This is a genomic window from Roseomonas sp. TS2 (genome assembly GCF_058833935.1).
In genome coordinates, this window is record NZ_JCACVY010000109.1 from 1 (window position 1) to 14,951 (window position 14,951).

Sequence of the window (14,951 nt, forward strand, 5' to 3'; positions counted from 1 at the left end):
AGCGTGGCCATGCGCTGCTCCAGCGCCTGGAAGCCCGCATCGGCGCCGTGGCGCTGCCGCTCCAGCAGGTCGATCTGCCGCAGCAGCCGGGCGCGGCGCTGGGCCAGCATTGCGTATTCCGCCGCTGCCGATTCCAGGCGCTGCGGCCCGGCACCACGGGCGCTGAGCCGTGTGCCTGGCGGGCGCTGGCGAGGGGCTGCGGGGCGCATCAGGTGGCGGCCTCGGGTGTGCGGGCCTCGGGTGTGCAGGCGTCGGGCGCGCAGAAATGATCGATCAGCCGCGTCAGCATCTGCCGGTGCCGGGCATCGGGGATGCCGTCCGGGCCGGGCTTCAGGCGGCTGGCCAGGATGTCGGCGCAGAGCTGACGGAAGGCCGGGTCGGCCGCGTCCGCCTTCATTCCTTCGCGCGCCACCATGCGGGCGATCATCAGCGAGGCGCGCATGGTGGGGCGCTGGGCGTATTCGCCCGAGCGCCGGAAATCCCGCACCAGGTCGACGATGCGCGCGGCCTCCGCCGCCGGCAGCGCGGCACGGGCGGTGACGATGGCGATCTCCGTCTCGCGGTCGCAATTCTCGAGGTCGAGGGTGACGACGCGGTCGAGCAGCGCGTTCTGGGTGTGGTGTGTGCCCACATGATCAGCCGGGTTGGAGGTCAGCAGCAGCCGGAAATCGGGGTGCACGCGGCGGTAGCTCTCGCCCCGCCCGGCCTTGGGCAGGATCAGCAGCCGCTCCTCCAGCACCGTCAGCAGCACGTTGTTGGCCGCAGGCGGCGCGCGGTTGAATTCGTCGTAGACCAGCGTGGCGCCCTCGGTGCAGGCGATGGTCAGGGCGCGGTCGAGCCAGACGGAGCTGGTCTCGCTCTCCACCTTGGTGACGCTGCTGATGTAGCGGTCCACCACCCGGCGGGTGCGCTGGCCGCTCTCGCGCCCGATCAGCCGCTCCGTGTCGAAGCTGTCGTCGCCGACGAGCAGGATGACAGGGCGGGCCAGACGCTCGGCGAGATGAAGGGCGAGAGTGGTTTTACCGCTGCCGGCCGGGCCGCGGAAATGCACCGAATAGCCGGCGCCCAGATAGGTTTCCGCCCGTTGCGCCAAGGCCGCGAGAGAGCCGGTGCAGACGAAGTCCGGGCGGGGACGGAGCTGCAGCAGGGCATCTCCGTCGGCGGCGGAATCGAGCTCCGGGCGTTCTGTGGCGCGGGATGCGCGAAGGGCCATGCGGTGCTCAGCCTTCTGCCAGCAATGCGAAATTCGTCGTGGCCAGTCTATGCGAAAAAACCCTCCATTCAAGCGAAATATCGTAGAGACATATCAGGCACCCTTCGCTTCAGGCATTTTAAGTGGCTGTTGTGAAAGCCTCTCTTCTGCTCCCACTGCGTGGCAGCGCAGGTCATGCTCTCTGGCTTCCAAGGTGGCGGCAGACGGGCATGTCCGCCCGCCGCCACCTGGGGGCGCTTTTCCTGAACCGGGTACCGATGCTTCAGAACCCTCCCCCTTTGCCCACCGGCACGCCATCCTCGGAGCAAGGGAAGGCCGGGGCCTTGCTGCTCCTGGCAGCGGTTCTGGTACCGCTGGGGCTGGGAGGGCAGGCGCTGGCATCCTGGCTGGGCTTCTGGCTTGGGGGCGTGGGACTTGGCCTGCTGCTGTCCGGCGGCGCGTTGCTGCTGGACAGCCGGCTGCACCGCCTGTCGCGCTGGATGGCCGAGCCGCTGCCGGATGGCGCTCCGCCTCCGCTGGGCTGGCTCGGCCGGGCTTGGCCCGGTCTGGCCGGGCTGGCGCAAGGAAGCGTGTCGCTGCGACGGCAGCTATCAGAATGCGAAATATTGCTGGAGAAGCACGTCCTGGCGCAGGAGCAGGAAGAGGCGCAGCGCCTGGAGGCACTGAACGCCATGGCCCAACGCATCGAGCGCGAGGCGGGCCAGCTGATCGCCGAGATGGCCGAGGGTGCGAGTGACCTTGGCCAGCTGACGGATGAGGTGGAACTCTCGACCGGACGGGTGGAGCAGCAGGCTATGGCGGCCAGCACCGAGGCGGACAACTCCGCCCAGGCCGCCGACGCCGCCGCCGGCCGCACCGCGCAACTGGCCGATGCGGTGGGCCACATTGCGCAGCAGATCTCGCGCGCCGCCGAGGCCACGCGCAGCATCGCCGACCGCAGCCGCCACACGCGCGACATGTTCAACGAGCTGGAAGGCATCATTGAGAAGATCGGCGAGGTGTCGCGGCTGATCCACGAGATCGCTGGGCAGACCAACCTGCTGGCGCTGAACGCCACGATCGAGGCGGCGCGGGCGGGCGAGGCGGGCAAGGGCTTCGCCGTCGTCGCCTCCGAGGTGAAGACCCTGGCGGGCCGAACGGCTCACGCCACCACGGAGATTGCCGACCGGCTGGGCCTGATCCAGCGCCAGGCGGAGCAGGTGACCCACTCGATGGACAGCATCGGTGCCAGCATCACCGAGCTGGACGAGGTCGCCGCCACGGTCGCTGGAGCCATGTCCGAGCAGGCCATCGCGGTCAACGAAATCGCCCAGGCTGTCTCCGCCGCCGCCAATTCCGCGCGCCAGGCCCAGGAGCAGGTGGCTGGCGCCTCGCGGGAGATCGACGACAGCCGCATGTCGGTGGGCATGATGCACAGCGCCTCGGGGCAGGTTCTGGCGACGATGGACGGCTTACAGAACCGGCTGGAGAGTGTGGTGGAGGGTGCCGTCTCCGCGATCCGTCACCGCCCCTCTGCGCGCAGCGGGCTGGACCTGCCGGCCACCCTGCGTGGCGTGGCGGCGGCGGCCGTGCCGGTGCGGGTGGTCAGCCTGGACCCGCTGGGCGCCTGCCTGCGGATGGAGCGGCCCCTGCCACGGGGCAGCCACGGCACGCTGGAGGTGCCCGGCCTGCCACCCGTGCCGTTCCGAGTGGTGGGGCAGGGAGACATCACGCGGCTGGCCCTGCTGCAGGATAAGCAGGCCGGAGCCTGGCAGTCTTCCCTGATTGCTTATCTGGCGAAGCTGGAGAGCGAAGCAGCCTGAGGGGATGCGGCAGTTCTTGAACGTTCCCTGGAGCCTTGGCAGGCCCGATGCATGGGTGGCGCCATGCTTGCGCACCACCTTGGACCCCACGTCGAAGGCGCGCCGCACATCGGCTCCAGCTCTGTCGCCTTGCAGGTGGCAGCGAGCTCGCGGTGCCGAATTCGCACAGACCCTGCACGAGCAGCGTAGAACAGGTGCCACCGCCAAGCCCCAGGCACGGCGGGTGGCCGACCTGACGCAATGGCGGAGGCCGAAAGAATTCTGCCCCTGTTAGGCAAGACAGGCAGCGAGGATCATCGTTGCCTGTGGCCTGCGATGGAAGCTTGAGCCCTGGCATGGGCGGAAAGATGACGGCGCCAGGAATATAGCGGTCCGATGTTCCTGGCGCCGTCCCCCTTACCCCATCATGGTTGCCGCCAATGAGGGGAGCTTACTGCCTGCTCTGCCCCCGAGCCTGGGAGGAGCCGGCAGATCCGTGCGCTGATCAGAACCCGCGGAAGAGGGTCTGGATCAGGGCCGACTGGTTCTGCGTGGTGATCGACAGGAGCTGCGTGGCCAACTGCTGCTGCGTCTGCAGCGCGGTCAGGCGAGCCGCCGCCTCATCCATGTCGGTGTCGATCAGGTTGGAGATCGAGGCGCTGAGATTGTCGTTCAGGGTGTCCAGGAGGGCGCCCTGGGTCTCGATGCGCTTGGCGGCAGTGCCGAAATAAGTGGCGAAGGGTTTGATGGCATCGAGTGCCGCGTCAATCGCGGTGTTCAGCCCGGCATAGGTGGTGGCGGTACCAGCGGCGGTGTCGAGGGTAGTGATCGCGGCTTCCAGATCCTTGGCCGCGACGCTGATGCTGTCACCATCCTCGTTGATCAGGACCGTCAGGGCGGAGGAGGCCGAAGCCAGCAGGTTCTTGCCCTGGAATTCGGTCTTGGCGATGACGTCGTCGATCTGCGTGATCATCTCGATGACAGCGGCCTCGGCATCGTCGTAGTTGGTCGTGCCGGAGTCGTTCGCCTGATACTGCATCACAGTCGTCCGGATCTGCTGCAGCAGCTCCACCACCGTCTCCGCGCCGGCCGAGGCAGCGGCTACAGTCGAAGACGCCACACTGAGGCCCTTGGCGACCTCCTTGCCCAGTGCCAGGTCGGTCTTGAGCGTATTGGCCAGCGACCAGACGGCGGCATCATCCTTGGCGGTGTTGACACGCTTGCCGGTCGCGATCTGGATCTGCACCGTGGAGACCTGCTTGTTCAGCGAGCGCAGGCTCTGCATGGTCATCAGGGCGCTGGAAGAGGAGGAGGAAACGGCGCTGAGCATTGTCGATGTGTCCTTTGGCGGCAAAAAGGGGTCTTTCGCGGCAGCTTTGTCTCAAATCTCGGAATTGAGACTGTGCTGTTGCGAGCATGGGCCTGGACAGTCGTCCTGGCCGATACTCTCCGGATTTTGCCGGGGCGATTTAGAGGATTACTTCGGGTATCAGGCGAATCTTCTTGTGCTCATCGGTTGACACTAGAAGAGCTCTGGAGCCTTCAACTCTTTTCTTCCTGAACTCCAATGTGCCGCCTGAGCCGAAAGTCGACAACGAGAATAATCTTTTTCTGGAGCCTCAGGGAAGAAAAATGGGAATATTGGTAAATAGTTCGTTAATTGCTTGAGAAGAGGGGGAAAGCTTCCGGACAGTTAAATACTTGTGCCATTAGAATTTGCACGTAGCGCCTTATCCTCAACTGGGGGAATGGGCCTTGATCGGCGCCGCGAGGGATCTTCTGCTTCAAGCCGAGAACTGCTTTCTGACAATTTCCTCTTCCACCTTTAATTGGCACGATAAAAGTGTTTATCGTGCTTAATACTTCGGATTTTCCTTGGTCTGAGCTGCCTCTCAGCCATGCCGGAGGGTGCTGCGCGGTGCAAAGGCGGCCTTTGCCTCCTGCAAAAGGTTTAGGCCTCGCAGGTTGGCCAAAGAGTGCAAAGCCTGAGAAGCCTTGGGAAAGAATGGCCTTGCTACTTTTCCTCCAGCATCGGCCGGAGGAAGCAATCCGTGGATAACACAAGGCTGAAACGGCGCCTGTTCTGCAGCATCGCCTTGGCCGGCTGCCCTATGATGGCTCAGGGTCGCGTTCCTGCTCTGCCGATAAGGACGGATGTCCGGCTGCTGGTCGGATTTCCGCCTGGTGGCGCCACGGACATGGTTGCACGGCTTTATGCTGAGCAGTGGCGCGCGCTCGGCCATGCATCGGTGGTGGTGGAGAACAAGCCTGGTGCTGGCGGCCGGTTGGCAGTGGAGGCGCTGTCCATCTCGCCGCCTGATGGCAGCACCTTGCTGCTGACACCGGCCAGCATGTTGACCATCGCGCCGCATACCTACCCGCGCAGCACGCGCTACAATGCCCTGCGTGATCTGGTGCCTGTCTCCCCGCTTTGTGCCTTTCCCTTCGCCCTGGCAGTTCCTGCTGCGCATCCGGCCAAAAGCTTGGATGAACTGCGGCTCTGGGCCTTGGCGCAAGGCGTGGTGCCTTTTGCATCACCGGCCGCCGGATCGATGCCTCACCTATTGGGCCTGAAGCTCGCTTCGGCTTGGGGGGCAAGCCTGGAGCATGTTTCCTATCGAGGTTCGGCGCCGGTGCTACAGGATCTCCAGGCGAGAAACCTGTCCAGTGCCGTCCTGGTGCTGGGGGATGTGCTTTCCGCCCATCTCGCGGGCAGCGTCCGCATCCTGGCCCATACGGCTCCTGATCGTATCGCGCGCCTGCCTGATATCCCCACCTTCGCCGAACTCGGCCTTCCTGCTCTCACGGCACAGGAATGGTTCGGCCTCTTCCTGCCACCCGATTCCTCGCCGGAGATCGTATCGTTCTTCCACAAGGGAGTGGCCAATGCCCAGATGGCCGCGGCGGTCGCCAATGGCCTGACGCGGCTGGATTACCGGCCCTTTCTGCTCTCACCGGACGCATTCGCCGCCCGGGTTGCCGCCGAGTATAAAGAATGGGGGCGGATTGTGCAGAAGATGGAACTCTCCCTGGAGTAGGAAGGCCGAAAGGCCCTTCTGAAGGGCAGTCAGCAGCCATGTGCCAGCTCCCTCCCTCTAGGCGCTGCCCGAAAGATCCGGCTGTGGCGGTCTCAACCGCCTTGATCAGCCAGCTTTAGGCCACTGGCGAGCACCATGACGTTCTTTGCGGAGGATATGCCCGATCTCTGGGCTCTGCTTGCGGGAAGATTGTTCATGACGAATGCGGCAACTTGCCACGAAGCCATCTTCCGCTGTGAAGCAGGCCTGTATTTCATCGGACGGACAGGTAACCAACGGCGTATGCACTGGAGTTGCCGCCTTCCTCGATAGTCGGGCCGGGAAAGGCGGCGAAGCGAAGCCCGGATCAGATGGCGCCGAACGGGCGCGGCGCGGCCTGCCGGTCGATGATGACCGGGACTGACTTGGCGGCAGGAACCTTGCTGCCCTCCGCATGGTGGCTGAGTGGGATCAGCGGATTGCATTCCGGATAGTAGGCGGCGCAGCAACCTTCAGGAACCGCATAAGGCGTCACGCGGAAACCGCCGAGGCGCCGCTTGATCCCATCCTCGATGGCGCATTGGAGGGAGACAAGCTCGCCCTCCTGAAAGCCCTGCCGCCGCATGTCGGCGCGGTTCATGAACAGGATCATGCGTGTGCCTTGCACGCCGCGGAAACGGTCGTGATAGCCATAGATCGTCGTGTTGAACTGGTCGTTGCTGCGCAGGGTGATCAGCTGCAGCACGCCCTCCGGCACGGCGACCTGCGCCTTGGACACGGTTGTCGGCGTCAGGAACTCGGCCTTGCCGGATTTGGTCGCCCATTTCCGGTCCCGGGCGCCGAGCGGGCGAGGGAAGCCGCCGGGCTGGAACAGCCTTTCGTTGAACCGCTCAAAATACTGCGGATAGGTTGCCTCGATCGCATCCCGAACGCGGCCATAGTCGCCAACCCACCCATCCCAGTCGACATGCGGGTTGGAAGGCAAGGCGGCCTTGGCCATCTCCGCCACGATCCGGGGTTCGGACAGCAGATCGGGGCTGGCCGGCTCCCGTTTGCCACGGGAACCATGGATGCACGCCGTGCTGTCTTCTATGGAGACAGCCTGCGGGCCGCTGGCCTGATGATCGACCTCCAGCCGGCCAAGGCACGGCAGCAGGTAGCACACCTCGCCTGGAAGGAGATGGCTGCGGTTCAGCTTGGTGGCCACATGTACCGTCAGACGCAGCCCCGTCCAGGCAGATTCCACCCGCTCGGTGTCCGGCACGGCGCGGGCGAAGTTTCCGCCAAGCCCGATGAAGCCCTTGGCCTCGCCGTCAATCACGGCCTGGCAGGCATCCACCGTGCTCCACCCCTCCCAACGCGGTGGCTCGAAATGGTACTGCTCGGCCAGGCGGTCGAGCGGAACCAATTCGGGCTTCTCGCTGATGCCCACGGTGCGCTGGCCCTGCACGTTGGAATGGCCGCGCACCGGCAGGATTCCGGCGCCGCGTCTGCCGATGTTGCCGCGCAGCAAAAGCAGGTTGATCAGCAGACGCACCGTCTCCACGCCATCGCGGTGCTGGGTCAATCCCATGCCGAACTTGGCGATGACGGCCCGGGCATTGCAGTAGACGTTGGCCGCCCCCTCCAGCGCTGTGCGGGAGAGACCCGAGCGTTGCTCGATTAGCGACCATTCCATGGCCCTTACGCTCTCGGCGAAGCTCTCGAAGCCCTGCGTGTGCTCGGCGATGAAAGCGTGATCCACCACCGGCGCCCGGCCGGCGGCGCGCGCCTTGTCGTCGGCGGCGATGACGGCCTTGCACAGCCCCATGATGGCCGCGCCGTCGCCGCCTGCCTTGAGCTGGTGGTATTGGCTGTCCAGTCGCGTATCGCTGCCGGCAAAGGCGTTGCCCGCCATTTCGATCGGGTTCTGCGGGTTGACGAAACGCTCCAGCCCCCGCTCGCGCAGCGGGTTGAAAATGATGATGGGGACGTTCCGCTTGGCCGCCTTCTGCAGCGGATGCAACATGCGCGGGCTGTTGGTGCCGGTGTTCTGGCCAAAGGAGAGGATGCAGTCGGTGTGGTCGAAATCCTCCAGCAGCACCGTCCCGACTGGGACGCCAATGCTCTGCGGCAGGGCCACGCTGGTGGTCTCGTGGCACATGTTGGAACTGTCCGGCAGATGGTTGCTGCCATAGAGCCGGGCGAAGAGCTGGTACATGTAGCTCGTCTCCAGCGAGGCCCGGCCGGAAGCATAGAAGACCACCGTCTCCGGCCGGAGCTGGCGCAGCTCCGCGCCGATGGCGCGAAAGGCTTCCTCCCACGCGACGGCCACATACCGGTCCGTCTCACGGTCGTAGCGTAGGGGCTGGGTCAGCCGTCCGCTGTATTCCAGGTCATGGTCGTTCCAGAGCCGCAGCTCGCTGACCGTATGGCGTGCAAAGAATTCCGGCGTGGCGCGCCGGCTGGTCAGCTCCCAGGTGGTGGCCTTGGCGCCGTTCTCGCAGAACTCGAAGGGATGCGGTGAAGCCGGCTTGGCCCAGGCGCAGCTGACGCAGGCGAAGCCGTCCTTCTTGTTCTGCTGTGGAAGCAATCGCAGTACGTCCTGGGCCGCTCCGTCGCGCCGCACCGCGTTCAGCAGAGATTGCGCCGAGCCCCAGCCGCCCGCCGGCCCCTTATAGGGTTCGATCTTCACGGCTTTCTGCGACATGCCCGGTCTCCCTGCGTTGCAACCTTGCCTGTCCAACGCTCACCCTGCGCAAGGGTTCCGCGAAACCGCTGGTTCTGCCGTGCGTCTTGCTTCTGGGTGCAGCGGGAGAGACAGGCCATGATGATGCAGGAGACGGCAAGCCGGCCCAGCCTGGTATTGCCACGCCTGGCCCGGCAGGGCGATCAGGCGGAGCCGGGTTTCCGTGCTGTGGCGGAGGAAACCGCCGTGGCCCTGACCTATGGCCGTTCCACCCACGCGGTGATGATGGCGAGCCCCATCGCGCTGGAGGATCTGGGCTTGGGCTTCAGCCTGACGGAGGGGCTGATCGGCTCCCCTGCCGAGATGCTGTCGCTTGAGGTCGTGCCACGGCCGGCTGGCATCGAAGTGCAGATGGAGGTGGCCGAGGCCTGTTCGGAGGCTCTCGCGCGGCGCCGCCGGCGCATGGCCGGACCCTTGGGATGTGGGCTCTGCGGCATCGAGAGTCTGGAAGAGGCGGGGCGGAACCTGCCGCCGGTCACCGCCGGCACGATCCTGCCGCACGCCGAGGTCAGCGCGGCCATGGAGGCACTCTCCGCCGCGCAGGCCCTGCACCGCGAGACCCGCGCCGTGCATGCGGCAGGGTTCTGGCAGCCCGGGCGCGGGTTGACGCTGCTGCGAGAGGATGTCGGCCGCCACAATGCGTTGGACAAGCTCGCCGGGGCGCTGGCCCGCCAGGGCCAGCCGGCCGGAGCGGGCGCGCTGCTGCTCACCAGCCGCGTTTCGGTCGAGATGGTCCAGAAGGCGGCCATGATCGGCGCGCCGTTGCTGGTGGCGGTCTCCGCGCCCACGGCGCTGGCGGTGCGGGTGGCTGAGAGCTGCGGCATCACCCTCATTGCGCTGGCGCGGGGTACGGCCTGCGAGATCTTCACCCATCCGGACCGCGTGTGCTGACTTGGTCGTGGCTGTCCAGCGCGGGTGCACCTAATGTCGCAGGGTAGCCTCCGCTCCGGACAGCTTTTCATGGCCACTTTCCTCCCCACCCTGGACACGCCCCCGCCGCGTGGCAGCACCGGTGGTTTTCTGCGCCGCCCGCAGGAGGATGGCGTGCTGTTCCTGTTGCAGCCGGCGCGGCCTCCCTTGGCCTTTCAGGCAGCGGCCCTGTTGCTGACCGGGTTGTTCGGCCTGCCGGCACTGGCCGTGGCGTTGAATCCGGCGCGGCACGATGGCGTCTCCATCACGGCCGCGGTGGCTGGTCTGGCGGTCGCCGCCCTGGCGCTGCGGGCTTTGCAGCGGACCCGCCGCAACCGCCACCCCCGGCAGATCCTGCTACGCCCGGAAGGCGTGGAAACCGCCGAGGCCCTGCTGCCCTGGCGGCCCCTGGCGGCGCTGCGTGTCGTCCAGCCAGAGGCGGGGCCTTACGGGGGCGAAGCTGCCGGCATCCATGCATTGGCGGCACGCATCGCGCAGCAACAGCATGCCGCCAATGCTCGCCTGGTGCTCGACATGGCCGATGGGCGAACGGCGCTCCTCGCCTCCGGCCTGGGGCTGGAGACGGCGCGGGCGCTGCGGGAGGCGCTGGCGCAGGACTGGCCGCCCGCGCCACCGCCTCAGTAGGGCAGCACGCGCTCGATGATCTGCTGCCCCCAACGCGGGCGCTGCAGATCGCTCGACACGCCGCGGCCGCCATAGGCAATCCGCGCCTCAGCGATCTTCTCCGAGGCGATGCGGTTGTTGGGGCGGATATCCTCGGGCCGGATCATGCCGCGCAGCTGCAACTCGCGCAGCTCGTTGTTCACGCGGATCTCCTGCGAGCCGGCGATCTCCAGATTGCCGCTGGGCAGCACCCGCACCACCGTGGCGGCCAGTTGCAGGCGGATCTTCTCGGTGCGGCGGACGCGGCCCGTCCCATTGCTGGTGCTGCCGCCGCCCAGTTCCAGCGCCGGGTCCAGCGCGCCCCCGAAGGCCTTGCCGAGCGCGCCTTGCAGGCCCATCAGGAAAGGCAGGTTGAGGTTCTGCTTGCTCTCCCGCTCCAGCTCCAGCCGGTTGTCGAACTGCGCGCTGTCGTCGATCTCGATCTCGACGGTCAGCAGGTCGCCCACCGTGCGGGCCCGCTGGTCGCGGAAGAAGGTGCGGCTGCCGGGGCGCCAGAGCGAGCCCATCATCGTCGGGCCGGTGCCGGCCAGGCGCGGCCGTGTGGAGACCTCGATGGGATCGTCGCTGCCGGTCAGGGAGGGGATGTCGGCCATCGCGCCGGGGGCGGAGATCGGCGGCGGCTTCTGGATGTGGCCGAAGCTGTCGCAGCCGCCCAGGACCAGCACCGCAGCCAGCGCCAGGCAGCCGCCCGGCAGCAGCCGCGCCCGCCGGGGGAGGAGGGAAGGCCCGCTCATGGCCGGCCCTGCACTTCCGCCGTGCCATCGGCCACCACCATGGCACGGATGGTGCGGCCGCTGATCGGGTTGTGGATGCGGATCTCCTCGCCCACGGCGCCGGCCTCCATGGCGCGGCCCTCCATCTCGAGCGTGACGCCGGCGCTCTTCCAGAAGACGCGCACCATCTGCGTGGCGCGCACCGCCGAGCGGTCGCCGATGTCGCGCTCGGGGATGGGTGCATTGGCGCGGATACGGCGCCGCACCTCCAGCCCGATGATGTCCCGCTCGGCCTCGATGAAGGTGGGCGCGTCGCGGCGCGGCACCACGGCCTCCACATCCTGCGGGCGCAGCACGTCGCCCGGCTGCAGGGCGCGCGTGGCGTGCCACACCTCCCGCCCCCAGGCGGGCGGCGAGAGCAGCAGCGCGGCCGCCAGCAGCGGCGGCGCGGCGGGGGCGAGGCGCATGCTCTCCTCCCTCACCGCACGTTATTGACGGTCTGCAGCATCTGGTCGGTCGCCTCGATCACCTTCGAGTTCATCTCGTAGGCGCGCTGGGCGGCGATCAGCTGGGTGATCTCCTGCACGACATTGACGTTGGAAGCTTCCAGATATCCCTGACGGATTTTCGCATAGCCGGGGTCGGAAGGCAGGCCGCCATTCGGCTGGCCGGAGGCTTCCGTCTCCAGGAACTTGTTGCCGCCGATCGCCTCCAGCCCGGCCTCGTTGGGGAACAGGTAGAGGTTCAGCCGCCCGGCATTCTGCTGCTGCCCGTTGGCCTGGGTGACGAGGACCTCGCCCGCCTGGTTCACCGTCACGTCGCGCGCATCGACGGGGATGTTGATATTGGGCTCGATCGGGTAGCCCTCGCTGCTCACCAGCTGGCCTTCCTGGGAAAGCTTGAAGCTGCCGTCACGGGTGTAGGCGGTGGTGCCGTCCGGCAGCGTCACGCCGAAATAACCGCGGCCCTCGAGCGCCAAATCATAGCGGTTGCCGGTGTCGGTCAGCGAGCCCTGCAGCGTGATGCGGTTGACCGCCGAGCTGCGCACGCCGAGGCCCACCTGCGTGCCCACCGGCAGCAGCGTGCCCGCCTCCGAGGAGGCGGAGCCGACCCGCTCCGAGGACTGGTAGATCAGGTCCTGGAACTCCGCCTTGCGGCGGGTGAAGGCGGTGGTCGAGACATTCGCGATGTTGTTGGCGATGACCTCGACATTGGTCTGCTGGGCCTGCATGCCCGTGGCGGCGATGCTCATGGCGCGCATGGTGCGTATCCCTTCAAGAACCGTTCAGGCCAAGACCCGTTCAGGCATGTCGTTGCAGATCAGTTCGGGCGCCCGAGCGCCTCGATCATCCGGCGCACCCGCGAATCATCCTCGCTGACGATGCGCTGCATGGCCTCGTAGCTGCGCTGGATCATCGTCAGGTTGGCCAGCTCCAGCACCGGCTGCACCGTGGAGGCCTCCAGCGCGCCCTGCGCCAGGCGGATGCCCGGCGTGCCGGGCGGCACGGGCTGCACATCGGCGGCCGGCAGCTCCATCAGGCCATCGCCCGCCTTGCGGATGCCCCGCATGTCTCCGGCACGGAACAGGCCGATGCGGCCCGCCTGGTCCACCCGCCCATCCACCGTGGCGAGCAGCGTGCCGTCGGTGCGGATCTCGAGGCTGCTCACCCGGTCGGGCAGCAGGATGCGCCCGCCGCCCTCGTCCAGGATGGGGCGGCCGGCGCTGTCCATCAGCGTGTTGTCGGCGCCCACCTTCATTCGGCCGTCGCGCGTGTAGCCGCGCCCGCCGCCGGGGCGCTCGACCGCCAGATAGGCCTCGCCGTCGATCGCCACGTCGAGCGGATTGCCGGTGGCCGAGATGGAGCCCTGCTTGACGTCGATATAGGTGGCGCGGTCCTGCACGAAGGCGATTTCGCGCCCCGGCACGGCCAGGCGGCTGACATGGGTCTGGAACAGCGTCCGGTCGCCGCGAAAGGCCGCGGTGTTGGCATTGGCTAGGTTGTTCGCCGTGACGTCGAGCTGCTGCCGCAGCGCGATCTGTCCCGAAAGGCTGACGGCACTGGGACTGTCCATCTCAGTTGCTCCCTGTCTCTGGCAACAGGCTTTCGATCTGGCGGCTGCGCGAGATGGCAGAGCGGGCGGCGGCCACGCCACGCATCGGCCCGCCCGTGTCGCCGCTCAGCTGCAGCAGGGTGGCGGAGCTGCTCTCGGGCGCCAGCAGCTCCGGTGCCACGCTCGGGCGCTGCCGCGCCAGGGCGGAGGCACTGGCCAGCCGCGCCGTGGCCTCGGCCCGCTTGGCGGCATCGAGGCCCGGATCGCGCAGCAACTCGGCATAGGCATTGGCCGCCTCGACCCAGGCCTGGGCCTGGAACAGCCATTCCGCGCGCGCCAGCCGGTCTGGCAACGCGCGCAGCGACTGCAATTCCTGCGCTGCCTCCAGCGGCTTGCCCATGCGACCCAGCGCGGCGGCGGCGGCGCGATGCGTATCCGCCGTCTCCGGCAGGCCGCGCAGCAGCGCCATGGCGCGCTGCGGATCGCCCTGCGTCGCCATCGCCTCGGCGCGGGCAATCAGCAGCGCGGCTCCTGGCTGCCGTGCGGTGGAAGGGGTCAGCTGACGGCTGGTGTCCAGCGCCGCATCATACAGCCCCTCATCGAGCATCAGCCGCAACGCACCTTGGCGGATATCGTCGCCGCGCTCGCCGGGCGTGGCATAGCCCTCATACTGCCAGTACAGCGACAGCCGGTCGCCGGGCGGTGGCAGGGTCATGCCTTTGGCATCGACCAGCAGCAGCCGCAGTGCCTGCGCCGCCAGCCGGGCGCCGCGGCTCTCCGTGCTGGAGCGCTGGTTGGCATGGCTGGCGCTTTCCGCCACGGCCAGCGCCTGGGCCAGCTCGCCGCGCTCCAGAAGCCGCTGGGCGTAGAGCATGGCGGCCTCCTCGCCGAGCGGCTCGTAGCGATAGACGCGCGAGAAATCCATCAGCTGCGCTTCCGCCCGCCGCCCCTCCGCGGCAGGCCGTGAAAGATTCAGCGCCGCCAGCCGCATGCGGGCCTGAAGCGCCGGGAGGCTGCGCCCGCCGCGTGCCGCGCGCTCCAGGTGCAGCGTCTCGTCCGCGCGGTTGCCCTCCAGCCGTGCCAGCTTGGCCATCAGCAGGCTGCGCTGGGCCTGCTGGTCGGCGCGAAGGTCGGGGGTTGTACGGACGGCGGCCAGCAGGGTCCGCAGCGTCTCGCTGTCCTCCTCCACCGCATCGGCCATCGTGGCCACGAAGGTCAGGCGCAGATCCGGCGGAATATCGCGCAGTGCTGCCCGGGCCTGCGGCGCCAGCTTGGCCAGCGCCGCCGCGTCATTGCCGATCGCCGCTACCAGGGCACGCCAGAGCGGCAGGTCAGGACGGGTGCAGTCCGGCGCCTCCGTCAGCAGGGGGGAGGTGGGGCTGATCGGCTCGCGCTCCAGCAGCCGCGCCACGTCCCGCACGCGCTCCAGCCGCTCCCGCAGCGCCGCCGTTGGCTGCTCCAGCAGGGGCGAGGAGAGCACGGACAACGCCTCCCGCGTCAGCTCATGGAACGCGTAGAGTTCCGCCAGAGCCGCCGTCTCGGCCGCCCCCTGGTCCGACAGGGCCAGCGCGGCGCGTCGTGCCGTCAGCTGGTTGGCGAAGCTCTCTTCGTCCGACCAGCTGCGCAGGCTGAAGGAAGGCTCCAGGCAGACCGGGCGCTGCGGCTCTTCCGCCGGGGCCGCGAAGCTCGGGTTGGGCATGGACACGGCCCCGCCGGGGCGCGGCGCAGCAGGGGCCGTCGCCGGGGTGGATACCCTGTTCAGCAGGGCCAGGCGGCTCAACATGCTCTCCCGCAACGCGCCGAGATCATCGGCGGGTGGCGGTGCAGGCGGCGCGGGCGGGGGGGCGGCCGCCG

General features: G+C 67.8%; 12 protein-coding genes. 4 read left to right on the top strand and 8 right to left on the bottom strand.

The annotated features are described in order from the left end of the window. Positions 1-208: 208 nt before the first annotated feature. Positions 209-1,213, bottom strand: a complete 1,005-nt coding sequence (gene gvpN, locus ACZJYS_RS16130; RefSeq protein ID WP_493179587.1) for a gas vesicle protein GvpN — start codon at positions 1,211-1,213, stop codon at positions 209-211. Positions 1,214-1,536: 323 nt separating this feature from the next. On the opposite strand from gvpN, the gene ACZJYS_RS16135 reads away from it, so the two are divergent. Continuing rightward, complete coding sequence (locus ACZJYS_RS16135; protein ID WP_493179588.1) at positions 1,537-3,015, top strand: methyl-accepting chemotaxis protein; 1,479 nt, start codon at positions 1,537-1,539, stop codon at positions 3,013-3,015. 484 nt (positions 3,016-3,499) lie between these two features. Here the strand turns inward: ACZJYS_RS16135 and ACZJYS_RS16140 are convergent, their stop codons facing one another. After that, complete coding sequence (locus ACZJYS_RS16140; RefSeq protein WP_493179589.1) at positions 3,500-4,324, bottom strand: flagellin; 825 nt, start codon at positions 4,322-4,324, stop codon at positions 3,500-3,502. A 721-nt stretch (positions 4,325-5,045) separates the two neighbouring features. Here ACZJYS_RS16140 and ACZJYS_RS16145 point away from each other — a divergent pair. After that, a complete protein-coding gene (locus ACZJYS_RS16145; protein WP_493179590.1) occupies positions 5,046-6,032 on the top strand; it encodes a tripartite tricarboxylate transporter substrate-binding protein in 987 nt (328 codons plus the stop codon). Positions 6,033-6,378: 346 nt separating this feature from the next. Here the strand turns inward: ACZJYS_RS16145 and ACZJYS_RS16150 are convergent, their stop codons facing one another. Then, positions 6,379-8,700, bottom strand: coding sequence for an FdhF/YdeP family oxidoreductase (locus tag ACZJYS_RS16150; RefSeq protein ID WP_493179591.1), 2,322 nt, complete (start codon positions 8,698-8,700; stop codon positions 6,379-6,381). Positions 8,701-8,817: 117 nt separating this feature from the next. Between ACZJYS_RS16150 and fdhD the strand changes: the two genes are divergently transcribed. Beyond that, complete coding sequence (gene fdhD / locus ACZJYS_RS16155) at positions 8,818-9,630, top strand: formate dehydrogenase accessory sulfurtransferase FdhD (RefSeq protein WP_493179592.1); 813 nt, start codon at positions 8,818-8,820, stop codon at positions 9,628-9,630. A gap of 153 nt (positions 9,631-9,783) precedes the next feature. Continuing rightward, positions 9,784-10,293: a hypothetical protein gene (locus ACZJYS_RS16160; RefSeq protein ID WP_493179593.1), complete on the top strand. Its 510-nt coding sequence runs from the start codon at positions 9,784-9,786 to the stop codon at positions 10,291-10,293. Here ACZJYS_RS16160 and ACZJYS_RS16165 read toward each other — a convergent pair. The 5 genes from ACZJYS_RS16165 to ACZJYS_RS16185 form a co-directional block, all read right to left on the bottom strand. Further along, a complete protein-coding gene (locus tag ACZJYS_RS16165; RefSeq protein WP_379650784.1) occupies positions 10,287-11,066 on the bottom strand; it encodes a flagellar basal body L-ring protein FlgH in 780 nt (259 codons plus the stop codon). The genes ACZJYS_RS16160 and ACZJYS_RS16165 overlap by 7 nt on opposite strands. Continuing rightward, the gene (gene flgA, locus ACZJYS_RS16170) at positions 11,063-11,512 is read right to left on the bottom strand and encodes a flagellar basal body P-ring formation chaperone FlgA (RefSeq protein WP_379640473.1); all 450 of its coding nucleotides are present in this window, start codon (positions 11,510-11,512) and stop codon (positions 11,063-11,065) included. The genes ACZJYS_RS16165 and flgA overlap by 4 nt, the downstream gene beginning before the upstream one ends. An 11-nt stretch (positions 11,513-11,523) precedes the next feature. After that, positions 11,524-12,306, bottom strand: a complete 783-nt coding sequence (flgG, locus tag ACZJYS_RS16175; protein WP_379640472.1) for a flagellar basal-body rod protein FlgG — start codon at positions 12,304-12,306, stop codon at positions 11,524-11,526. Positions 12,307-12,365: 59 nt separating this feature from the next. After that, complete coding sequence (locus ACZJYS_RS16180) at positions 12,366-13,118, bottom strand: flagellar hook basal-body protein (protein ID WP_493179594.1); 753 nt, start codon at positions 13,116-13,118, stop codon at positions 12,366-12,368. Between the two features lies 1 nt (position 13,119). Then, on the bottom strand, positions 13,120-14,951 hold a 1,832-nt coding region (locus tag ACZJYS_RS16185; protein ID WP_493179595.1), incomplete at its 5' end, for a hypothetical protein.